This is a genomic window from Aurantimonas sp. NFXS3 (assembly GCF_049132005.1).
GTDB classification, from domain to species: domain Bacteria; phylum Pseudomonadota; class Alphaproteobacteria; order Rhizobiales; family Rhizobiaceae; genus Aurantimonas; species Aurantimonas coralicida.
In genome coordinates this window covers 485,537-507,380 of record NZ_JAGDDZ010000001.1, presented here as the reverse complement: position 1 = coordinate 507,380, position 21,844 = coordinate 485,537, and the positions used below count along the sequence as shown (strand labels likewise).

Annotated in this window: 19 protein-coding genes and 3 tRNA genes; 10 read left to right on the top strand and 12 right to left on the bottom strand. The window is 67.2% G+C overall.

The window, feature by feature from the left end; genetic code table 11:
- Positions 1–137 precede the first annotated feature (137 nt).
- On the top strand, positions 138–362 hold the full coding sequence (locus J3367_RS02235; protein ID WP_024348933.1) for a ribosome modulation factor: 225 nt from the start codon (positions 138–140) through the stop codon (positions 360–362).
- A gap of 261 nt (positions 363–623) precedes the next feature.
- Positions 624–2,327 carry a hypothetical protein gene (locus tag J3367_RS02230; protein ID WP_421460112.1) on the top strand — a complete coding sequence of 568 codons (1,704 nt, stop codon included), beginning with the start codon at positions 624–626 and terminating at the stop codon, positions 2,325–2,327.
- Positions 2,328–2,411: 84 nt separating this feature from the next.
- Here J3367_RS02230 and J3367_RS02225 read toward each other — a convergent pair whose 3' ends face one another.
- Positions 2,412–2,879 carry an Hsp20 family protein gene (locus J3367_RS02225; RefSeq protein ID WP_024348934.1) on the bottom strand — a complete coding sequence of 156 codons (468 nt, stop codon included), beginning with the start codon at positions 2,877–2,879 and terminating at the stop codon, positions 2,412–2,414.
- A 32-nt stretch (positions 2,880–2,911) separates the two neighbouring features.
- On the opposite strand from J3367_RS02225, the gene J3367_RS02220 reads away from it, so the two are divergent.
- The gene (locus J3367_RS02220) at positions 2,912–3,373 is read left to right on the top strand and encodes a hypothetical protein (protein WP_421460110.1); all 462 of its coding nucleotides are present in this window, start codon (positions 2,912–2,914) and stop codon (positions 3,371–3,373) included.
- A 133-nt stretch (positions 3,374–3,506) separates the two neighbouring features.
- Positions 3,507–4,481: an alpha/beta fold hydrolase gene (locus J3367_RS02215; RefSeq protein WP_024348935.1), complete on the top strand. Its 975-nt coding sequence runs from the start codon at positions 3,507–3,509 to the stop codon at positions 4,479–4,481.
- A gap of 57 nt (positions 4,482–4,538) precedes the next feature.
- Here J3367_RS02215 and hisN read toward each other — a convergent pair whose 3' ends face one another.
- Positions 4,539–5,309 carry a histidinol-phosphatase gene (gene hisN / locus J3367_RS02210; protein WP_024348936.1) on the bottom strand — a complete coding sequence of 257 codons (771 nt, stop codon included), beginning with the start codon at positions 5,307–5,309 and terminating at the stop codon, positions 4,539–4,541.
- Positions 5,310–5,638: 329 nt separating this feature from the next.
- Complete coding sequence (locus tag J3367_RS02205) at positions 5,639–6,523, bottom strand: N-formylglutamate amidohydrolase (RefSeq protein ID WP_029702597.1); 885 nt, start codon at positions 6,521–6,523, stop codon at positions 5,639–5,641.
- A 171-nt stretch (positions 6,524–6,694) separates the two neighbouring features.
- On the opposite strand from J3367_RS02205, the gene cpdR reads away from it, so the two are divergent.
- Together cpdR and J3367_RS02195 are read left to right on the top strand one after the other, a co-directional pair.
- Complete coding sequence (cpdR, locus tag J3367_RS02200; protein ID WP_009208652.1) at positions 6,695–7,060, top strand: cell cycle two-component system response regulator CpdR; 366 nt, start codon at positions 6,695–6,697, stop codon at positions 7,058–7,060.
- Positions 7,061–7,480: 420 nt separating this feature from the next.
- Positions 7,481–7,555: transfer RNA gene (locus tag J3367_RS02195), tRNA-Val, on the top strand.
- A 347-nt stretch (positions 7,556–7,902) separates the two neighbouring features.
- On the opposite strand, the gene J3367_RS02190 is transcribed toward J3367_RS02195, so the two are convergent.
- Entirely contained in the window at positions 7,903–8,064 is a 162-nt protein-coding gene (locus tag J3367_RS02190) for a hypothetical protein (RefSeq protein WP_155898358.1), read from the bottom strand.
- A 371-nt stretch (positions 8,065–8,435) separates the two neighbouring features.
- Here J3367_RS02190 and J3367_RS02185 point away from each other — a divergent pair, with 371 nt between their 5' ends.
- Entirely contained in the window at positions 8,436–8,576 is a 141-nt protein-coding gene (locus J3367_RS02185; RefSeq protein WP_154653357.1) for a hypothetical protein, read from the top strand.
- A 327-nt stretch (positions 8,577–8,903) separates the two neighbouring features.
- Here the strand turns inward: J3367_RS02185 and J3367_RS02180 are convergent, their stop codons facing one another.
- The 3 genes from J3367_RS02180 to J3367_RS02170 form a co-directional block, all read right to left on the bottom strand.
- Positions 8,904–9,932 carry a LacI family DNA-binding transcriptional regulator gene (locus J3367_RS02180; protein WP_024348938.1) on the bottom strand — a complete coding sequence of 343 codons (1,029 nt, stop codon included), beginning with the start codon at positions 9,930–9,932 and terminating at the stop codon, positions 8,904–8,906.
- Between the two features lie 91 nt (positions 9,933–10,023).
- A complete protein-coding gene (locus J3367_RS02175) occupies positions 10,024–11,193 on the bottom strand; it encodes a Gfo/Idh/MocA family protein (RefSeq protein WP_024348939.1) in 1,170 nt (389 codons plus the stop codon).
- Between the two features lie 14 nt (positions 11,194–11,207).
- Positions 11,208–12,266 (bottom strand): sugar phosphate isomerase/epimerase family protein, encoded by a 1,059-nt coding sequence (locus J3367_RS02170; RefSeq protein WP_024348940.1) that lies wholly within the window; start codon positions 12,264–12,266, stop codon positions 11,208–11,210.
- Positions 12,267–12,544: 278 nt separating this feature from the next.
- Between J3367_RS02170 and J3367_RS02165 the strand changes: the two genes are divergently transcribed.
- Positions 12,545–13,966: a mannose-1-phosphate guanylyltransferase/mannose-6-phosphate isomerase gene (locus J3367_RS02165; protein WP_024348941.1), complete on the top strand. Its 1,422-nt coding sequence runs from the start codon at positions 12,545–12,547 to the stop codon at positions 13,964–13,966.
- Positions 13,967–14,111: 145 nt separating this feature from the next.
- On the opposite strand, the gene J3367_RS02160 is transcribed toward J3367_RS02165, so the two are convergent.
- A complete protein-coding gene (locus J3367_RS02160; protein ID WP_024348942.1) occupies positions 14,112–15,542 on the bottom strand; it encodes a phosphomannomutase in 1,431 nt (476 codons plus the stop codon).
- Positions 15,543–15,773: 231 nt separating this feature from the next.
- Here J3367_RS02160 and J3367_RS02155 point away from each other — a divergent pair, with 231 nt between their 5' ends.
- On the top strand, positions 15,774–16,937 hold the full coding sequence (locus J3367_RS02155; RefSeq protein WP_024348943.1) for a glycosyltransferase family 4 protein: 1,164 nt from the start codon (positions 15,774–15,776) through the stop codon (positions 16,935–16,937).
- An 11-nt stretch (positions 16,938–16,948) separates the two neighbouring features.
- Here J3367_RS02155 and J3367_RS02150 read toward each other — a convergent pair.
- Positions 16,949–17,023 (bottom strand) — tRNA-Thr (locus J3367_RS02150).
- Between the two features lie 327 nt (positions 17,024–17,350).
- On the opposite strand from J3367_RS02150, the gene J3367_RS02145 reads away from it, so the two are divergent.
- Positions 17,351–17,426 (top strand) — tRNA-Phe (locus J3367_RS02145).
- Positions 17,427–17,546: 120 nt separating this feature from the next.
- Here the strand turns inward: J3367_RS02145 and J3367_RS02140 are convergent.
- The 3 genes from J3367_RS02140 to pcaF form a co-directional block, all read right to left on the bottom strand.
- Positions 17,547–19,445: a putative bifunctional diguanylate cyclase/phosphodiesterase gene (locus tag J3367_RS02140; RefSeq protein WP_024348944.1), complete on the bottom strand. Its 1,899-nt coding sequence runs from the start codon at positions 19,443–19,445 to the stop codon at positions 17,547–17,549.
- Between the two features lie 6 nt (positions 19,446–19,451).
- On the bottom strand, positions 19,452–20,276 hold the full coding sequence (locus J3367_RS02135) for a substrate-binding domain-containing protein (protein WP_024348945.1): 825 nt from the start codon (positions 20,274–20,276) through the stop codon (positions 19,452–19,454).
- 348 nt (positions 20,277–20,624) lie between these two features.
- Complete coding sequence (gene pcaF / locus J3367_RS02130) at positions 20,625–21,833, bottom strand: 3-oxoadipyl-CoA thiolase (protein ID WP_024348946.1); 1,209 nt, start codon at positions 21,831–21,833, stop codon at positions 20,625–20,627.
- Positions 21,834–21,844 lie beyond the last annotated feature (11 nt).

The following is a 21,844-nucleotide window of genomic DNA, read 5'->3' as shown; positions in this document are numbered from 1 at the left end:
AACCGGCCTTTGCCGACCCTCTGGCCGGCCGGGGCGCGCTCGCCCCGGACCGATCGGGCCGATGGACATCTTTCTTCGGAACGGTTGACCGCGCACGGGATTTCCGTAGCGTAGGTTCACAGCCAGAGGAGAACGTCATGTCCACAGACGCGTTTCATCAGGGCGAACTCGCTTTCCGCAACAATTTCCCGATGTCGTCCTGCGAATATCCGGCCGGCTCATCCCTGCGCGCCGCGTGGATGGAGGGCTGGACCACGGCCCGCAACGCGGCGCCGACGGGCACCGGCCAGCATGCCGGCATGATGAAGGACGCCCGCACCGCCACCAATCTCGGCCGCCACGACGCCCCCCACGAATCCTGACGCGGCCGGGCAGAAACGAGCGAGCGCGCGACGGCCCCGGCCGTCGCGTTTTTTTGTGCAAAGCGTCTGAACGAAGCGAGCGGAGCTCGCGTGCTCAGAGAGTTTCTCGCCGTAATATCCAATCATACGTTGGTGTCGCTAAAGCGTTTCGCGGGACAGCTGAGACTAAGCGCAACGGGCTTTGGTCGCTTTACAAAAACGATAGATTGTCTGGCGATAAGATAGCTTTTCAACGCTTCTCCAGCAAACGAAAAGCTTCCAATGACCTTATCCGCCACACCTCGCCCACGACCAGTCCAAATCGCTGAACTTAGCCTTGGCATCGGCCTAGCTCTATCTCTCGCATTTTCAGCGATCGCATTTGGTCGCCTAGCTCTTCAGTCTGGTTTCGATCTCTATTCGGTGATCTTAAATCGAGGCCTAAAGGAAGCCGTCGAGGTTATCGGTCAATATCTCGCAACGCTAGCAGTTAACGATATGGTCGGTCGCTTTGAGGTCAGCGCTCTTGCTGCCAACGTTGCCATCGCGATGTCGATGGCGGCTGCCGTTCTTGCACCATTGTTGTTTGTCTTCGTTTGGTTGCGCATAGCCAAACTCACCAGCGCCTATCTGATGCGAGGTGCATGGGCATTAGGCCCTCGTGACGACGTCGAAGCAGATGTACCGGGTGCTCTCCCCCCAATCGGTAAAGTCAACGAACTCCTCATGTCCGAGGATTTCCAAAACGCCCGTTTAACACAGGAAGATCGAGCCATGCTCGGCCGTCATGGTCGGCACACGCCAAGGGCATTTGTTGCGTTACAGCACAGCTTACGCCTTCCAATGCAGCGGGCTATCCAGCCTCTGCTTAAAGGCTTGCTATGGGCGGTGATGGCATTCGTTGTTCTGGTGGGGCTGGTTCTGTTTCTCAGTGGTCGCATTGAGGTTGTGTTAGCGACGGCGGAACAACTCGCAGCGAATTTTGGTCGCGCGTTTGGCATACCGAGCTTGCTTCTGGTCTTGGCTCTGCTGGGCATCGGCATCATAAGCGTCCTGATGGATCTACGGTTTGCACGGGCGCTTGCACCACGAAAGAAACCAGACGCAAGCAAGTCAACTGAGATGCTACGAAATCTCACTACTAACGCCACACCCGCGCAATTCCTCTCGGTCCTAAAATCTGAACTCGCGATAAGGCTAAAGCAGGCCCGGGTCAGAACACATGGGACAGATGATTCGCGGGACGGATTCGTTGATCAAAGCAGCTTCTTCGTTGACCTATTGATTGAAAATGAATCGAAGGCCGCCAAAAACCCCGTTTCGGGCGAAGCCCGAATCCGAATTTGGACCGGGGTAGTATTCGTATTGGCAGGGACAATTGTCCCACTATTCTTTCTGTTACCATCTTCCCTTCAAAACATGCTCCAGTTTGATCGCTTTGAACTGGCGACGACATCGAGCGCTTTGATTTGGATGTCGATTGCTCTGGCTACCGGTCGCGCTATGCGGGAACTAGGTATGCGCGCAGTGAATGATGCCGAGGTTGTTTTGCAGACCGACTGGCACGAAACTCCAATCGCAGCGATCCGGATAGATGGTACAGTGAACACGCAAACCGCCCTTACCGGACGTGCTCAGAACGATTCCTATGGTGCTGAAAACAGAATCCAACAAAGCCGATACGACGCACGCTTAGTTAGCTGCACTCTGATTACAGTGGCGCCCAAAATTGATGCTGCACGTGAGATTGTTTCGTTCAGCCCCCATGGCTCGGACATGGATCTACACCAGTGCGTAGCGGATTTATTGCGCGAAGAAGGATCCAACTCTACTTTTAGCGCGGTTACCGCGACCATGGAAGACAACCAAGCCATCCTTACGAAGGCGCAACTTCATAAAGCCGAACTCGAACTACGTCTGGCACAGACTCGAGAGGAGTTAAGGCGTATCGAGATGGATAGTGGGGATATCGACCGCCGCGATTAGCAATCGCGATATGCCTATATACTCCACAAACAAAAACGGCGCCGTTTCCGGCGCCGCTCTCTTCCCGTTCCGAGTGTACGCTGATCAGGCGGCGTTCGCCTCGATCTGCTTCTCGTTGACATTGTCGGCCGTGTTGATGGCGATCCGGCGCGGCTTCATCGCCTCCGGGATCACCCGCACGAGGTCGATATGCAGGAGGCCGTTCTTCAGGGCGGCGCCCTTCACCTCGACATATTCGGCCAGCTGGAAGCGGCGCTCGAAGGCGCGGCCGGCAATGCCGCGATAGAGCGTCTCGAACGTCTCGCTCTCCTGGCTCTCGGCCTTCTCGCCCTTGACCGTCAGCACGTTCTCGCGTGCCTCGATCGACAGTTCCTCGTCACCGAAGCCGGCGACGGCGAGCGTCACGCGATAGGCGTTCTCGCCGGTGCGCTCGATGTTGTAGGGCGGATAGGTCTGGCCGTTGTCGGAGAGCGTCTGGCTGTCGAGCAGCGAGAACAGCCGGTCGAAACCGACGGTGGAACGATAGAGGGGGGCAAAATCGACATGACGCATGATGTTCTCCATTCAGAAGCAACGAGGTTTGCGTGAAGTCGCCCGGCACGCATCCCGAATTGGCGATGCAGCCCGGCGTGCGGCCCCGTCTCGGCGACCGCATGACAAAAATAATGGCGCGATTTTTGCCGTTCAAGAGCGCCCGCAAGCCGGCCTTGCAGATTTTTCTTGAGCCCGCCCTCCCGCGCGCGTCGCAGGCGTGCCATCCCGACAGGCTGCCCAACGCTCTGATCGTGCATGGTTTTCCGGCGGGCCTGCCTGAACCGCAGATGAATGCCGCCTTCCGCGACCGTTCATCTGCCCTGGTGCAATGTGGCGTCAGATTTCAGCCGCCCACGAGACATCGGGCGGCCCGCCAAACGGTCGCAGCGTCCCGTCCCTTCCGCTGTGGCCGCTCCGGCCGGAAGCCTGTCAAAGGGCTTCCGGTCGATCCCCTTCCCACCCCTGTCCCGCTGCCTCGCCGCCAGCTTCACACCCCGGCCTTCCGGGTCTGACGCCGCCGCCACTCCGGCTGGCCGCCGGCGCGGAAGGCTTTGACCCGCCCGGCCCCGGCCACTAAAAGCGCGCAACGGCCATGGCCGCCGGATTGCCAGCAGAACGGCCGGTCCCGGGCGAAGCGGATACGACATGAACGAAGCCTTCAATCCGGACGAACTCGTCGTCACCGAGGCCAATCCGGCGCCCGCCGGCATCACCGCCTCGACTTTCCGCGCCCCCGACGGCAAGCGCCTGCGCTATGCGGTCTCGCCTTCGGCGCTGGAGCGCACCCGCGGCACCGTCATCCTGCTGCAGGGCCGCAACGAGAATATCGAGAAATATTTCGAGACCATCGGCGAGCTCAATCGCCGCGGCTACATGGTCGCCACCTTCGACTGGCGCGGCCAGGGCGGCTCGGAACGCATGCTGCGCGATCGCCGCCGCGGCTATGTCCGCCGCTTCGGCGCCTATGTGAACGACCTGGAAGCCTTCATCCAGGACGTCGCCCTGCCCGACTGCCGCGGCCCCTTCGTCATCCTCGCCCATTCCATGGGCGGCCTCGTCGCGCTCACCGCCGCACCGCGCCTCGTCAACAGCATCGAGCGCATGGTGCTCAGCGCGCCGCTGGTCGCCTTCCCGGCGAACCGCGCCATCGGCACAAGGGGCCTGCATCGTCTCGCCCGGCTCGGTCGCTGGCTCGGCCTCGGCCGGCTGCCGGTCGCCCCGTCGCTGCTGCCCGGCCGGCGCATCCGCGCCGCCAGCCCCGCCCTCAGCAGCGATCCCAAGCGCCTGGCCCGCAACGCCGCGCTCGCCGAGGCGGCGCCGTGGCTGTTCCTCGGCAAGCCGACCGTGTCGTGGCTGGCGGCGGTCACCGGCGCCATGCGCCGGCTGGAGGATTCCGACAATATCGCCCGGCTGGGCGTGCCCACCCTCATCGTTACCGCCGGCCAGGATGCCGTCGTCGACAGCCGCGCCGCCGAGCGGCTGGCCTGGCGCATGCGCTCGGGCTCCAGCCTGACCATTCCCTTCGCCCGGCACGAATTGCTGCAGGAGGCCGACCGCTTCCGCGCCCCCTTCATGGAGGCGTTCGAATCCTTCACCGCCGGCGCCCTGCCCCTCGACTGAGCCGGACCACGATGCCTTACGGCGCAGATCCCGGCTCGCGTCGGGATGGCCCAGCCGTCAGCGGTTGAGCATCGCCAGCGCCGCCGCGTGCAGTTCCGGCGTTCCCGCCGCGACGATGTCGCCGCCCGATTCCGGCCGCCCGCCGTCGAGCCGTGTGATGATGCCGCCGGCCTGCTCGATGATCGGCACCAGCGCGACGATGTCGTAGGGCTTCAGCCCGGTCTCCACCACCAGATCCACCTGCCCCGCCGCCAGCATGCAGAAGGCGTAGCAATCGGTGCCGAAGCGCGTCAGCCGCGCCTTGGCCTCCAGCGCCTCGAAGGGCGGCGTCCCCTTCGGCTCGAACAGCCGCGGCGAGGTGGTGAACAGGGTCGCCTCCTCCAGCCGGCGCACGTCGCGCACGGCGAGCCGCGTGCGCGTTCCGCGATGCAGGCCCCACGACGCCTCGCCATCGGCGACGAAGCGCTCGCCCGTGAAGGGCTGCGACATGATGCCGACCCGCGCCCGGCCCGATTCGCAATAGCCGATCAGCGTGCCCCACACCGGCACGCCGGAGATGAAGGCGCGGGTGCCGTCGATCGGATCGATCACCCACAGCCGGTCGCTGGTGCCGCTGGCGCCGAATTCCTCGCCGAGCACCGCATGGTCCGGATAGCGCGCCGCGATCGCCGAAAGGATCGCCCGTTCGGCCGCCCGGTCGGCTTCCGTCACCGGGTCGAAATCCGCCGCGCGCTTGTTGTCCACGGCCGTGCCGGCGCGAAACCGCGGCAGCGTCTCGGCATCCGCCGCATCGGCGAGTTCGAACAGGAAGGAGACGTCGGGAAGAATCATGCGCGCGAAGAACCCACTGAGATCACGAGGATTCCGATCCTAGCGGATCGCCAAGGGCCGGGCGACCGGTGAATGCGCGCCACGCGGCGTTTCCCCTGCGCCTCCGGCCATCGGCGGCCGCCGCATATGCCTCAATATGTGGCGCCAAGCTTTTCTGCACGATTTCCATGCAGATTCCGCTTGCGTCCTGTCGCAGTGCAGCATATCTTGATCTTGCGGTGCTGATGTACCGCGGCCCTTACGGGCGTTTCCTCCCTAGACTCAGACCGCGCTGCCCTCCCGCAGTGCGGTTTTTTTTCGCGTTGAAGACCGGATGACCGGCAGGCCTATTCCGCCGCCGCCGGCAGCCCGTAATCGGCGTCCACATCCTCCGCGAAGCCCGCGACGAAGGCCGCCAGCCGCTCCGCCAGCACCTCGAAGCCGGCATGCGGGCGATAGATGCGCTCGTCGGCATAGAGCCCGCGATTGATCTCGATCTGGATCGCGTGCTGGCCGATCGCCGGCCGACCGTAGCGCTCGGTGATGTAGCCGCCGGCATAGGGCTTGTTGCGCGCCACGTCGTAGCCCAGCCGCGTCAACCGGCCGGTGGCGATGGCCACGAGCCGGGCGCCGGCGCTGGTGCCGTAGCGGTCGCCCAGCACCATGTCCGGCCGCCGGCCGCCCGGTAGCGCCCGCACGCTCGACGGCATCGAGTGGCAATCCACCAGGATCGCCATGCCGAATCGCTCCTTCGTGCGCCGCAGCCGCTCTTCGACAGCCGCGTGGAACGGCTTGTAGATCGTCTCGATCCGGCCGATCGCCTCGGCGAGCGACAACCGCTTGCGGTAGATCTCCTCGTTTTCAGCGACGATCCGCGGGATCGTGCCGAGCCCGCCCGTCACCCGCACCGAGCCGACATTGACGTAGTCGGGCAGCGGCTCGCAGAACATCTGCGGGTCGAGCTCGTAGGGCTCGCGATTGACGTCGAGAAACGCCCGCGGGAACCGCGCCCGGATCAGCGGCGCGCCGAGTCTGGGCACGCATTCGAACAGCTGGTCGACGAACAGATCCTCCGACCGGCGGATCGAATCGCCCGGCAGCCGCGTCGCCGCCAGAAAATCGGCGGGATAGTCGCGACCGCTGTGGGGAGAGCAGAAGACGAAGGGGATGGTCGGCTCGGCCGGTTCGACGACTTCGAAGGCGGGAACTGCCCCGCCGGCCGTCGTGATCATGGGTATGTTCGCCAAACTGTCCCCTTCCGGTTGGATGGCGCACCGAAAAATCCGCCGTCCACCGCCGGATCCTGATTCCTTTTAGAAAAAGTTCCGGCATTCTGCTATGGAATTGCGACCTCAATGAACAGCCGCCGGCATCGTTGCGCCCGGCGTATCCGGATAACGTGAATGTCAAAGATTCTACTCGCCGAAGACGACAACGATATGCGCCGTTTCCTCGCCAAGGCGCTGGAGCGGGCCGGCTACGAAGTGGTCAGCTACGACAATGGCGGCAGCGCCTATGAGCGCCTGCGCGAGGAGCCCTTCTCGCTGCTCCTGACCGACATCGTCATGCCGGAGATGGACGGCATCGAGCTGGCGCGCCGCGCCACCGAGCTCGATCCCGACCTCAAGGTGATGTTCATTACCGGCTTTGCCGCCGTCGCGCTCAATCCCGATTCCAAGGCTCCCAAGGACGCCAAGATCCTGTCGAAGCCCTTCCATCTGCGTGAGCTGGTCGACGAGGTCGCCCGCATGCTCGAGGACGCCGCCTGACCGGCTGAACCCTCACGGGCGCCTGAGCGACACGGAATCGCGTCGCTCGCCAACCCCGGTCCTGCGCAGAGGCAGGCCGGGCGCCAGCGCGCCGATCCCCTGCCCCGCGGGATCACCGCCCGCCGCGGCTTTTCCGTCCGGCGCGGCTCTAACGCTAGCGCAAGCCGCCCATCAGATGGCGGCATTCCCGGCGCCGATCCGCTGCCGCGCGGGATCACCGCCCGCCGCGGCTCCTCGGTCCGGCGCGGCTCTAGCGCCTGGCGCAAGCTGCCTGCCGGATCACGGCATTCCCGGTGCCGATCCGCCTGCCGCGCACCGGCTCCGGCGACCGTCGGACCGGCCATCGAATTCTTCGCGAAAATGGCCGCAAGACCCTATTGACGACCGCTTTGGTCTGTGGTCAAAGCCGCCTCGTCGGATGGGCGTGTAGCTCAGCGGGAGAGCACTTCGTTGACATCGAAGGGGTCACAGGTTCAATCCCTGTCACGCCCACCATCCGAACCTTCCCGGAAAAAACGCCTGCCCCGTCACTGGAATCGAACGTCATGTTCGGATGCGCGACGCAGCCGCAGCGTCTCTGCGCCCACAGGCTGTTTCTCCACCTGACGCCTTTCACGGCACGACAATGCCAAGCGCCCCGCGGCAGACAGCGGCTGCGATGGCCCGAGCCCGATTCGAATGTCGGTGCGGCCACGCGCTCGGCCGGTGCAACCTCTCGCCTCCCCTCCCGTGGAGAGGACAGGGAACCGCAGCTTCGCTTCTGCCGGAGAGAGGGATCGTCTGGACGGCCCAGGGGCATCCGGACACGGTCTCGGACGCCCGATGCCTGCAACCGGCGACAGTTACCAGGTCTGCGTATCGACGAGTTCGTCTTCGATTTCGCGGTCGGTCTTGTTATAGGGCCGCGTTTCCCAGCGATTGTCGGCCCACCGCGCTTCGATATAGTCGAAGGGGTAGAGATATCGCTTCTGCCAGTTCTCGTCGCCGGGCCTGCGACGAAGCATGATCCTGAGATACGCTTGCCATGGACCGAGAAAACCTAGACGATACAACAACGCTTGACGCATATACCTCTCCCCAGCGGGAATGATTATATGCAGCGCGCTGACTTAGCAACCAGAACGATATTTGCCCGCCTAACACAACTCCTTTGCCACCCGGGCGTGCATAAGTGCAGGGCTCCCAGCCGCGGCACGCAAGCGGGCCGGTCTTCCTTGACGAAGGCTTAACGACGCCCCGCTCGCCCATGCGCTCACCGCATGGCTCACCTGCAAGCATCCCGATACCGCAGCGCAGCAAGACCTCCTATATCTCGCTCATCGGAACGACGCGCCGGACACGCTGGCGCCGCCCCGGACAACATTGGAGAGAGATCATGGCCACCACCCGCCCGAGCACGATGCGCCGCATGTACAACGCCTTCGTCGACGCCCGCTTCCGCTCCGTCGAGCGCGAGATCGCCCGCGTCCGCATCTATCACCTGGAAGACAGCGCCCGTTCGAAGCTCGAAGGCTGAACAGGCACACGGGGGGCAGCCTGTCCCTTGTGATACGATCAGGCCGGTTGCCGACCGCGTGTCGGCCCCGGCCCGCCATCCGGCCGGCCCGCCATGTGTCCGACTGCCCAACCGGTCCCTGACCGGCAGCGGCGGCCCGGCACGTTGGGAGCGCACCGAGCCGCCTCGTATCTTCCCTTCCGAGATTGCCCACCCCCGGGGAAGACGACACACGCTATCCTAAGCTTACCAGACGTCAATCCGTCGCTGCCTGAAAATTGTGCAGAACGCGTCGTCGCGACCCGATCGCCTTCGGTCCCATGACCGGGGCTGCACCGGTTCGCCGCGCTACGGCAGATTGTCCCGCATGAAGATGTCGATGCGGATCTGCTCCTGCGCTTCCAGCACCGGCCGGTCGTCGATCAGCGCCTTCAGGATGCGCACGGCGCTGCGCGCCTCGTGCCCGGCATCCTGGTTGATCACCGCATCGAAGATGCCGTCGTGCAGCGCCGCGCGCGCATGCGGGCTGACCTCGTGCGCCACCACGCGCACCCGGCCGGCAAGCCCGGCCCGTTCCAGCGCCGTCACCACCCCGCGATTGCCCGCGCCGAGGCTGTAGAGCCCGGCGATCTCGCCGTCTTGCGCCAGCATCTCGCCCAGAAGCGACGCCACCCGCTCGGCATCGTCCAGCCCTTCCAGCGACGGCAGCACGGTCAGATGCGGATAGTGTTCCCGCATCACCGTCTCGAATCCCTGCCGCCGCTCGACATGGTCGCGCAGCAGCATCGACCCGGCGACCACGGCGATCCGTCCCGGCGCGCCGCCGCAGAAGCGGCCGAGCAAACCGGCGGCCGTGCGGCCCGCCACGACATTGTCGATCCCCACGAAGCGGTCGCGGCTGGAACCGGGCAGGTCGCTGACCAGCGTCACCACCCGCACACCCTCGCCGGTCAGCCGGCCGATCGCGTCGCGCACCTCTGCCGCATCGGTCGCCACCACCGCCACGCCGTCCGTCGCCGTGCGGTCGATGGCGTCGAGGGCCCGCACCAGCGCCGGCCCGTCAAAGGCCGGCACCATGGTGACGGTCACCTCGGCGCGCTCCAGCGACGAGTGCCGCGAGGTCGCCTGCACCGCCGCCGCCAGCCCGCGCATGAAGCTGTTGTCGCCGTCCGGCAAAAGGAAGCTCAGCCGGTAGCGGCGCTTCTTCGACAGATTCGCGGCGGTGATGTCGCGGGTGAAGTCGAGGCGCTGCATCGCCTCCTCGACCTTGGCGACGGTCTTCGCCCGCACGCCGGCCCGCCGGTTCAGAACCCGGTCCACCGTGGCCAGACTCACCCCCGCCGCACGGGCGACGTCCCGGATCGTCGGTCGCGACATCACGCCTCGTCCATGTCGTCAGTTCCCATCGGTCCCGCCAGCCGGTCGTCCCGGCCAGGGCCGTACCGGCCGGCGCAGGGCGGGCCGCGCGTCAGAGCGCCGTCCACGCCCCGTCATTCTGCGACGACGCCACGCAGGCCTCGATGAAGGCGAGGCCGTCGATTCCGTCCGCCAGGGTCGGCAGCGCCAGCCCGTCCGGCGGCGCCTCGCCGGCGTCCGATGCATGGATCAGCTCCGCCGCCTCGGCATAGATCGTCGCGAACCCTTCCAGATAGCCTTCCGGATGGCCGGCCGGGATGCGCGAGACGGCCGCCGCCGCCGCGTTCGCCCCGGCCCCGCCGCGGGTCAGGAGCCGCTTCGGCTCGCCCAGCGGCGTGAACCACAGCCGGTTCGGCTCCTCCTGGCGCCATTCCAGCCCGCCCTTGTCGCCATAGACCCGCAGCGACAGCCCGTTCTCGTTGCCGACCGCCACCTGGCTCGCCCACAACATGCCCTTCGCCCCGCCGGCAAAGCGCAAGAGCATGTTTGCATTGTCGTCGAGCTCGCGCCCTTCCACGAAGGATGACAGATCCGCCGACAGGCGCTCCACCTTCAGCCCGGTGACGAAGCAGGCAAGGTTGTGGGCGTGCGTGCCGATGTCGCCGATCGAGCCGCCGGCCCCGGCCTTCGCCGGATCGACGCGCCAGCCCGCCTGCTTGGAGCCGGTATCCTCGGCCCGGTCGGCCAGCCAGTCCTGGATGTATTCGGCATGCACCATCCGGATCTTTCCCAGATCCCCCGCCGCCACCATCGCCCGGGCCTGCCGGATCATCGGATAGCCGGTGTAATTGTGGGTCAGGACGAAGATCTTGCCCGAGGCCGCGGCGATCTCCGCCAGCTCCTGCGCCTCGGCGAGCGTCGTCGTCATCGGCTTGTCGCAGATGACGTGGATGCCGACCTCCAGAAACGTCTTGGCGACCGGAAAATGCATGTGGTTCGGCGTGACGATCGCCACCGCCTCGATGCCGTCCTCGCGTTCCGCCTCGGTCGCCGCCATCTCCACATAGGAGCCGTAGCTGCGTTCGGGATCGAGGCCGATCTCGGCCGCCGATGCCAGCGCCTTTTCCGGCGTCGAGGACAGCGCCCCGGCGACCAGCTCGAACCGGTCGTCGATGCGCGCCGCGATCCGGTGCACGCCGCCGATGAAGGCGCCCTGCCCGCCGCCGACCATACCCAGCCGTATGCGGCGTGGTCGCTCTGTGTCCTGTTCCTCGCTCGTCATGATGCGTTCTCCCCTCAGCCCTCGATGCCCAGCATGCGCCGGTTCGCCGCCGCGTCCGTCCCGCCCGCCGCGAAATCGTCGAAGGCCTTGTCGGTCACCTCGATGATGTGGCTGGCGATGAACGGCGCCCCCTCGGCCGCCCCCTGCTCGGGGCTCTTCAGGCAGCACTCCCATTCCAGCACCGCCCAGGAATCATAGTCGTATTCGGCGAGCTTGGAGAAGATCCCGGCGAAATCCACCTGCCCGTCGCCCAGCGAGCGGAACCGCCCGGCCCGTTTCGTCCAGGGCTGGTAGCCCGAATAGACGCCCTGCCGGCCGGTCGGATTGAACTCGGCGTCCTTCACGTGGAAGGCGCAGATCCGCTCGTGATAGATGTCGATGAACTCAAGGTAATCGAGCTGCTGCAAGAGGAAATGCGACGGGTCGTAATTGATCTGGCAGCGCGGATGGTCGCCGCAGGCCTGAAGGAACATCTCGAAGGTCGCGCCATCGAAGACGTCCTCGCCCGGATGGATCTCGTAGCCGACGTCGCAGCCCGCCGCGTCGAAGGCGTCGAGGATCGGCACCCAGCGTTTCGCCAGTTCCTCGAAGGCCGTGTCGACCAGCCCCGCCGGCCGCTGCGGCCAGGGATAGAGGAACGGCCAGGCCAGCGCGCCCGGAAAGGTCACGTGGCTCTGGAAGCCGAAATGCGCCGAGGCCTTCGCCGCCAGCTTCATCTGCTCCACCGCCCAGGCCTGCCGCGCCTTCGGATCGCCCCGCACCTCCGGCACCGCGAAACCGTCGAAGGCCTCGTCGAAGGCCGGATGCACGGCGACGAGCTGGCCCTGCAGATGGGTCGAGAGGTCGGTGATCTCGACGCCGGCCTCGCGGCAGATGCCGGCGATCTCGTCGCAATAATCCTTCGAGCCGGCCGCCTTCTCCAGATCGATCAGCCGTGTGTCCCAGGTCGGCAGCTGCACGCCCCTGTAGCCATGCCCCGCCGCCCAGCCGGCGATGGACTTCAGATCGTCGAACGGCGCCGAATCGCCGAGAAACTGCGCCAGGAAAATCCCCGGCCCCTGCATCGTCTTCATCGAAAGCCTCCCCGTTCCCGGCGCCTCCCCGCGCCGCCGGCCCCGTCCCGGAGCCCGTCAGGGGCGCATAGAAGCCGCTTGAGGTACGCCTGTCAAAACGCCGCGCCGCTGGCGCTCTCCCGCCGCGTACGAAGCACGGCATCAACCATCCCGCGCCGCTTTCGCCCCCTCGCTTGCTCTGCCATGGTAGCTAAGGGCAGTGTTCCGACAGATCACCGGCACATGCAGCCGTCATGCATCCGTGCGATGCCGGACGTTCAGATACGACGAGGAAAGCCATGGAACAGCGCGATCAGGTCCTGCCGATCATCATGGCCGGCGGCGCCGGAACCCGGCTCTGGCCGATCTCCCGCGACACGATGCCCAAGCAGTTCATCGCGCTCCTTGAGGATGGCGTCTCGCCCTTCCAGGCGACGGTCCGCCGGGTCGCCGGCGACGGTTTTGGCCGGCCGATCGTCGTCACCAACAACGATTTCCGCTTCATCTGCGCCGAACAGCTCGCCGCCGTCGGCATCACCGCCGACATCGTGCTGGAGCCCGAGCGCCGCGACAGCGCCCCGGCCGTGGCGATCGGCGCGCTGATGGCCGAGCGCCGCGCCCCCGGCACCACCTGCCTGGTGCTGGCCTCCGACCATGTCATCCGCGACGAGCCCGGCTTCATCGCCGCCGTCGCCACCGCCGCGCAGCTCGCCGCCGGCGGCCGCATCATGACCCTGGGCATCACCCCGGACCATCCCTCCACCGCCTATGGCTACATCCGCCCGGGCACCGAGACCCTCGGCCACGGCGCCCATGTCCTCGACAAATTCGTCGAAAAGCCCGACCGCGCCACGGCCGAGACCTATCTCGCCGACGGCTTCGTCTGGAACAGCGGCAATTTCGCCTTCCGCTCCAACGTCATGCTCGACGAGCTGCGTGCCCATGCGCCCGACGTCCTGGTCGCGGCCGAAGGCGCCCTCGACGCCGCGGTCACCGATCTCGACTTCATCCGCCTCGACGCCGACGCCTTCAACCGCTCGCCGTCCCTGTCCATCGACTACGCCGTCATGGAAACCACCCGCCTCGGCGGCGTGCTGGCGGCCGATTTCGGCTGGTCCGACATCGGCTCGTGGGATTCGCTCCATGCGATCAAGGACAAGGATGCCGACGGCAACGTCTTCGAGGGCAATGTCGCGGCCATCGACACGACCAACAGCTTCGTGCGCAGCGACGATGTGCTGACCACCGTCCTCGGCCTCGACAATGTCGTGGTCGTCACCACCGACGACGCCGTGCTGGTCGCCGCCAAGGATGCCGCGCCCGACGTCAAGCGCATGGTCGCCAAGCTGCGCAAGGCCGGCCGCAGCGAGGCCAGCGAGCATCTGCGCATCCACCGCCCCTGGGGCTGGTACCAGCGCATCGACATCGGCGACCGTTTCCAGGTTAAGCACATCTGCGTCAAACCGGGCGGCCGCCTCAGCCTGCAGCGCCACCACCACCGCGCCGAGCACTGGGTCGTCGTCCACGGCACCGCCGAGGTGACCATCGACGACGAGGTCCGCCTCTATCACGAGAACGAGGCCGCCTATCTGCCGATCGGCTGCGTCCACCGCCTGCACAATCCCGGCAAGATCGACCTGAAGCTCATCGAGGTGCAGGTCGGCAGCTATACCGGCGAGGACGACATCGTGCGCATCGAGGACATCTACGCCCGCGGCTGACCGCCGGGCGGCCCCTCGAGGCCCCTTGGGCACCTGAACGGGTCACCGGCAGCTCCGGTCACCCCGTCCGGCGGGACGCCAGGCACACCGGTTCAGCGCCGTCCCGATGGCGCAGGCCGTCGCGCCGCGATGCGGCCAGGCGCCGTCAGCCCCGCACCTCGGCCTCCGCCGCCGCCAGCCCCCAGGCCAGCAGCTCCGCCGCCTTCGCCTCCGATCCCGCCTCCACGTAGCAGCGCAGCTCCGGCGCGTTGCCCGAGGCGCGGAAATGCACCACCGGCCCGGCGTCGAGGATCACCCGCACGCCGTCCAGCGCATCGACCGACGCGACCGTGCCCGCCGGCGCAAAGAAGCCGGCGCGAAACTCCGAATCCTCGGCCAGCCCCGTCAGGAATTTGCCGCTCGCCGCCTGCGGCACATCCTGCAGCCGGTGCGCCGCCGCATGGCCGGCATCGAGCTCGGCCACCAGCGCCGCCAGGTCCATGCCGCGCCGCCTGGCCATGGCCAGCGTGGCGAGGATCGGCAGCACGCTGTCGCGGGTCGGCAGCGCCGGCAGGCTGCGCCCGTCGCGGGTCACCGCCGAGCCGAGCAGCAGGCCGCCATTCGCCTCGAAGCCGACAATGCCCTCGGCGCCGGCCTGCGCCGCCTCGGCCATGCCGGCAATGACGAAGGGCGAGCCGACCTTCGTGCGCACCACCTTGTTCGCAATGCCGGACGTCTCCACCGCCGAGCTCGACGTCACCGGGGTGACGATCGTCGTGAGCCCCAGCGCCCGGCTGGTCAGGAGCCCCAGCACGTCGCCGCGCAGGATCGCGCCCTTGGCGTCCGCCACTAGCGGCCGGTCGCCATCGCCGTCGGTGGAGACGATCGCATCGAAGCGGCCCTCTGCCGCCCAGTCGCGGATCTGCTTCACGTCTTGCGGCCGGTGCGCTTCCGTATCCACCGGCACGAAGGCGTCCGAGCGCCCGAGCGCCACTGCCGTGCCGCCGAGGGCCGCCACGAGATCCGCCAGCAGGTCGCGCGCGACCGAGCTGTGCTGGAACACGCCGATGGTCAGCCCCGCCAGCGCATCGCGCGCGAAGAAGTCGGTATAGCGCCGGGCGAACACCGCCAGCGCATCGCGTTCCGCCGCCTGACCGCCGGCCTCCGGCCCGGGCCGCGGATCGGCACCGGCAATGGCCGCGAACTCGGCCGCGATGCCGGTCTCCTCGGACTTGGTGATCTCGCCGCCACGGCCGTAGAATTTCAGCCCGTTGCGGTCGTCTGGAATATGGCTGCCGGTGATCATCACCGCCGGGCAGCCCTGGTGCATCGCCGCCAGCGCCAGCGCCGGGGTCGGCACCGCGCCGCAATCCACCGCCCGGAAACCGGCGGCATGGGCCGCCGCGATGCAGGCCTCGAGGATCTCCGGACTGCTCGCCCGCAAATCGCGACCGAAGAACACCATCTGCTCGGCGCCCGGCCGATCGCCGTCCCGCACATGGCGCAGGAAAGCCAGCGTGTAGCCGAAGCTCGGCCAGCCGATGAGGTCGCTCACCAGCCCGCGCAGCCCGCTCGTTCCGAATTTCAGCGAATCCATCCGTCGTCTCCCGCTTGTCCGTCCCCCCGCGACCAGCCGTAACGACCCGGTCGCACAGCCATCGCGCACCCCCCTGTCCCGGCGCCAGCCTCGCTGCCTTCGATGGCGCGCGCAGCCCTTGCCCCTGCGACCGGTGTTTGCCCGGACCGACGCTCTGATCTAAGGGCGAGACCCGCGGCCCCGGCCCGCACATCCTGCCGCACAGCGGCGATAGCACGAGAAGGCCGTTTCGTGGAAAGACCCGCCGACACGACAAAGTCCCCGGCCCGCCCCAAGGTGGTGTTCATCATCACCGAGGACTGGTTCTTCGTCTCGCATTTCCTGCCCATGGCGCGGGCCGCCCGCGATGCAGGCTTCGAGACGGTGGTCGTCACCCGGGTTCGCAACCATGCCGGCCCCATCGAAGCGGTCGGCGCCCGCATCGTGCCGCTCGAGGCCGAACGCCGCGAGGTCGGCATCAAGGCCGTTGCCTCGGCGCTGTGGCGCATGACCAGGATTCTGAAACATGAGAAGCCGGCGATCGTCCATTGCATCGCCCTGCGCTCGATTCTCGTCGGCGGCGCCGCGGCCCGCCTCGCCGGCATCTCCCGCCGGATCTACGCTGTCACCGGCCTCGGCTATCTCGGCGCCCGCAGCGACACGGCCGGCCGCGCGATCCGCGCCGCCATCGCCGCCACCATCCGCGTCGCCCTCACCGGCAAGCGCACGCGATTCCTTCTGGAGAACACCGGCGATGCCGGCTTCCTCCGCCTGCCCGCCGATTCGCCGCGCATCCTCGTCGTCGGCGGCGCCGGCATCGATCCCGCCGCCTATCCGCAGGCACCGCTGCCTCCGGCCCCGCCCCTGAAGGTCGCCGTCGTCGCGCGCATGCTCTGGTCCAAGGGCATCGACACCATCGTCGAGGCGGTGCGCCTCGCCAGAGGCCGCGGCGTCGACGTAACCCTGTCGCTCTACGGCACGCCCGACCCGTCCAATCCGCGCGCCTTTTCCGCCGAGACGCTCGCGCAATGGTCGGCCGAGCCCTTCATCGACTGGCATGGCCGCACCGAGGATGTTGCCGCGGTCTGGGCGGACCATCACGTCGCCTGCCTGCCGTCGCGCGGCGGCGAGGGCCTGCCGCGCACGCTCCTGGAAGCCGCGGCCTGCGGTCGCCCGCTCCTGACCACGAAGGTGCCCGGCTGCGGCGACTTCGTGCGCGACGGCGAGGACGGCATCGTTCTGCCGGCCGGCGATTCGCAGGGCTTTGCCGCCGCGCTCGCCCGCTTCGCAAGCGAGCCGGAGCTCGCCGCCCGCATGGGCGCCTCCGCCCGCGCCCGCGTCGCCAGCGGCTACACGACCGACGACGTCGAACAGGCCGTGGCAAAGCTCTACCGCGACCTGGCCCAGACGATGTGATTTTGAAGAAATGGTGCTGCCGCGGGGATTTGAACCCCGGGCCTCTCCCTTACCAAGGGAGTGCTCTACCCCTGAGCTACGGCAGCGATGGGCGCTGTTTCCTTGATTTCGCCGCGCGCGTCAACCGTCATTTCGGCTCTTCCCGACGGATTTTGCACTGCAGCGTCTCCTCTCCCCATCGACGCCGCGTGCCAAAACCGGCGCGACCGTCGCCCCGCTGTCACGAAACCCTGTCCTCCTCGGACCGAACGCCCTCTCCGCGCCCTGTCGCTCAAGGGCCGGACGCCGGTTCGCAACGCCCCGCCAGACTTTTTCGCATTTGCGATGACAGAGCGCTGGACAGGGGCCGGGAGCTTTTCTATAAGGCCCGAGCTTTCGCCGGACGCCTCACGAGGCCGTCGCGGGTGGCAGGCGCCCAGGTAGCTCAGTTGGTAGAGCATGCGACTGAAAATCGCAGTGTCGGCGGTTCGACTCCGTCCCTGGGCACCACTTTTCCCAAAGCCATGATCTGAACGCCGCCAGCCGGTTCTCGTCGCGTCCGCCTGCGTTGCGTGCAGCCAGCAGCGTCCGCGTTGGTGACAGTCGTCGGAAGCACCGCCTGGTTCGGCGTCAGCTCGCCTGCGTCAGCTCGGGCGCGCACCGCGCGAAGGGCTGGGCCACGGTCTCCGGGGCGGCAGACTGCAGTTCGGCCGCCTTGGTCTTCCAGTCCGCCAGCAATTGCGCGATCGAAGCCGAGGGTACCGGCCGGCTGTAGAGGAAGCCCTGCACCTCGTTACAGCCCTGGGCGCGCAGCAATTCCGCCTGCTCGAGGGTTTCGACGCCCTCCGCATTCGAGACCATGCCCATCGCCGCGCCCAGATTGATCACCGCCGCCACGATGCTGTCGGCATCGAAACAGGTGCCGAGGTCGGAGGTGAACGAGCGGTCGATCTTGATCTTGTCGAAGGGGAACCGGCGCAGATAGCTGAGGCTGGAATAGCCGGTGCCGAAATCGTCCATGGCGATCCGCACCCCCATCGCCTGCAGCGCCCGCAGCGTCTCGATGGTCTCGTCCGTATGAGTGAGGAGCACGCTCTCGGTGATCTCGATCTCCAGCCGATGCGGCTCGACGCCCGCCTCCGCCAGCGCGCTGCGCACGGTCTCGACGAGATTGCCATGGCGGAACTGCACCGGCGAGACATTCACCGCAAAGGTCAGCTCCGGCCAGTCACCGGCCTGCCGGCAGGCTTCGCGGATGACCCATTCGCCGATCGGGATGATCAGGCCGGTCTCCTCGGCGAGCTGGATGAAGTCGTTCGGCTGGACGATCCCGTCCTCGCCCCGATACCAGCGGATCAGCGCCTCGACGCCCTTCACGCTGTTGGTCTTCAAGTCGATCTGCGGCTGGTAGTGCAGCTGCAATTCGTTGCGCGCGATGGCGTGGCGCAGCGCCAGCTCCAGCGTCTTGCGGGCCACCAGCCGGTCGTTCATCGCCTCTTCGAAATAGCGGAACGTGCCGCGCCCGTCGTTCTTGGCGCGGTACATCGCCATGTCCGCCTGCCGCAGCAGATCCTGCCCGTCGCGGTCTTCCGGGTCGCGGCGCAGCGCCACGCCGACGCTGACGCCGATCATCACCTCGTTGCCCAACAGGTCGAAGGGCTTCGACAGCTCCTCGATCAGGCGTTCGGCGAGGCGCGCCGAGCCGGCCGGCTGCGCGAAATGCTTCTGGATGATCGCGAATTCGTCGCCCCCCAGCCGCGCCAGGACATCGTTGCGCCGCAGGGTCGCGGTCATCCGTTCGGTAACCTGGCGCAGCAATTCGTCGCCGGCCGCATGGCCGAGGAGATCGTTGACCTCCTTGAAATGGTCGAGGTCGAGGCACAGCACCGCCATGCTGCCGTCCTGCCGGTCGACATCGGCGACCGATCGCACCAGCCATTCGTTGAACAGCGAGCGGTTCGGCAGCTGGGTCAGCGGATCGTGGCTGGCGAGGAACGAGGCGCGGTCCGCCGCCCGCCTGAGAAGCCGCAGCGGCAGCGTGCGCAGGGCGAAGAACACCCCCAGCGCACCGGCCGCGCAGACGAGGAACAGCAGGGCCGAGGTCTTGGCCAGCGCGACAAGGCTCTGGGTGATCAGGATGCGGCCGGCCACCGCCCCCGAATCATAGACCGGGTGGGCGGTCGTGACCGTCGGCCATGGCAGCGCCGCGGCGCCCATCCGGGTCACCTCCCCGCCCTCGGCATTCAGGAGGGTCTTGGTCATGGTCGCGTCGGTGAAGGCGATGATCTCGTCGATCCGCAGCGTCTCGAACTGCCACATCTGCGGATTACGCCCGACGATCTGCGACACCAGCCGAGAATTCAGCCGGGCTTCGGCGGCGAGGCTCCCCTCGGCATAATGCAGGCCGTAGTAGAAATGCAGCGCCGGCGGCACCACGGCGACGAGCACCGACACGACCAGCGCGAGGATGGTCGTGAAGCGCAGCATCGACGGCGCGATCACGTCCCGTTCGGTGGGCTGCGACATCATCGGCGGCTACTCGGCGGGCGTGTGGTCGTTCGCCGCCAGGATGGCCCGGCCCTCCGGCGAGAAGACGAAGTCGACAAACGCCTCGGCGGCCGGCGCGGTCTGCGCGGTGCTGACGATGTAGAGGCTCTTGATCAGCCGCTGGCTGCGCGGGTCGGTGGCGCCCGGCGTCGGCCGGATGCCGTCGAGTTCCAGCACCTTCAGCTTGCGGCCTTCCGTGGCGATCTGGCCGAGCGCGATGACGCCCACCGAGCCGGGCAGGCGCTCCAGCGTCTCGGCATTTTCCTGGTCGTTGGTGGCGCTGACGAGGCCCGGCCGTTTCAGCGCATCGTCGACCGCCGCGGCCATGTCGTCGGACAGGCCGCGCAGGATCTGCGTGTCGGATTCCGATTCCGGCCGCAGCACCACCCGGATCGCCTCGCCCGACGGCCATTCGCGCAGCGTACCGGCATAGATCTTCGCGAGGTCCGGCGTCGTCACCGCCTCAGCGTCGGTTCCGGTCGAGGTGACGACCGCCAGCGGGGTCGTCGCATAGAGCCGCGCGATGGCGCCCTGTTCCGTCTCGGCATCCTTGAGCGCCCGCGAGCTGACCGACAGGTCGATGGCCCCGGCCAGGAGCGCCTTGACGCCGCCGCTGCTGCCCAGGCTCGGCAACACGTCGATCTCGGTGTCGGGATGCGCCGCTTCGAATGCCTCGGCCAGGAGGCTCATCCCGCCCAGCGCGACGCCGGTGCCGCCGATGCGCAAGCTATCCGCCGAGGCCGCGGGGCCGAAGGCCACGAGGCCAAGCACGACCGACAGGCTGCGGATTCCGGCTTTCGTTACGTACTGCATCGGGCACTCCCCTGCGGCCATACTAAGGACGACTGAGTTATCGGGGAGTCTTACCACGCAGAATTGCATGCATCTGCAACCAACGACATAGTAATACTATGATATGATTGCGCCCAGAACATCGTCGCAAGGACCAGTTGCGCGGAAATCTGTTAAAAAACCTGCGCATGGACCGGGCGAATCTTTGTCGATCCGGCCGGTTTGATCCATGACGCTGCGCCGGGAGCACAGCCCGGCAATGGCCGCCAACATGCGGCCACCATCCGCGACGACCCGCCCCATGGGCCCCGGACATTGCCGCCGCGGGCGGAGTGCGACGGCGCATCCGCCGCCGCCGCTGTCGTACGGTCAGACCCGCTCGAGGCCGATGGCGATGCCCTGGCCGACGCCGATGCACATGGTCGCCAGGGCGCGGCGGGCGCCGGTCAGCGACAGCTCCAGCGCCGCCGTGCCGGTGATCCGCGCCCCCGAGGCGCCGAGCGGATGGCCGATGGCGATGGCGCCGCCATTCGGGTTCACATGCTCGGACTCCTCGGAAATCCCCAGTTCCCGCAGCACCGCGATGCCCTGGCTCGCGAAGGCCTCGTTCAGTTCGATCACGTCGAAATCCGTCGGGTTGAGCCCCAGCCGCACGCAGAGCTTCTGCGAGGCCGGCGCCGGCCCCATGCCCATGACCCGCGGCGAGACGCCGGCCGTCGCCCCGCCGAGAATGCGCGCGATCGGCTTCAGCCCATAGCGGCGCGCCGCCGGGCCTGAGGCGATGATCAGCGCCGCGGCGCCGTCATTGACGCCCGAGGCGTTGCCGGCGGTCACCGTGCCGCCCTCCTTGCGGAACGGTGTCGGCAGCCTGGCCAGCTTCTCCACCGTGGTGTCGCCGCGCGGATGCTCGTCGGTGTCGACCACCACCGGGTCGCCCTTGCGCTGCGGGATCGTCACCGGCGTGATCTCGCGGGCCAGCCGCCCCGAGGCCTGCGCCGCCGCGGCCTTGTGCTGCGAGCGCACGGCGAAGGCGTCCTGGGCTTCGCGGGTGACGCCGTAATCGGCGGCGACGTTCTCGCCGGTCTCCGGCATCGAATCGACGCCGTATTGCGCCTTCATCAGCGGATTGACGAAGCGCCAGCCGATGGTCGTGTCGTAGATCGCCGCATTGCGCGAGAAGGCCGTCTCGGCCTTGGGCATGACGAAGGGCGCGCGCGACATGGATTCGACGCCGCCGGCAATGGCGATCTCCATCTCGCCGGAGCGGATCGCCCGCGCCGCGGTGATCACCGCGTCCATGCCCGAGCCGCAGAGCCGGTTCAGCGTCACGCCCGGCAGGCTGGTGGGCAGCCCGGCCAGAAGCAGCGACATGCGCGCCACGTTGCGGTTGTCCTCGCCGGCCTGGTTGGCGCAGCCATAGAACACGTCGTCCACCGCCTCCCAGTCGACCGACGGATTGCGCTCCATCAGCGCCGCCATCGGCACCGCCCCCAGATCGTCGGCGCGAACCCCCGACAGGGAACCGCCGAAGCGGCCGAAGGGCGTACGGATATAGTCGCAGATGAAGGCGTCGATCATGTCAGGGGCTC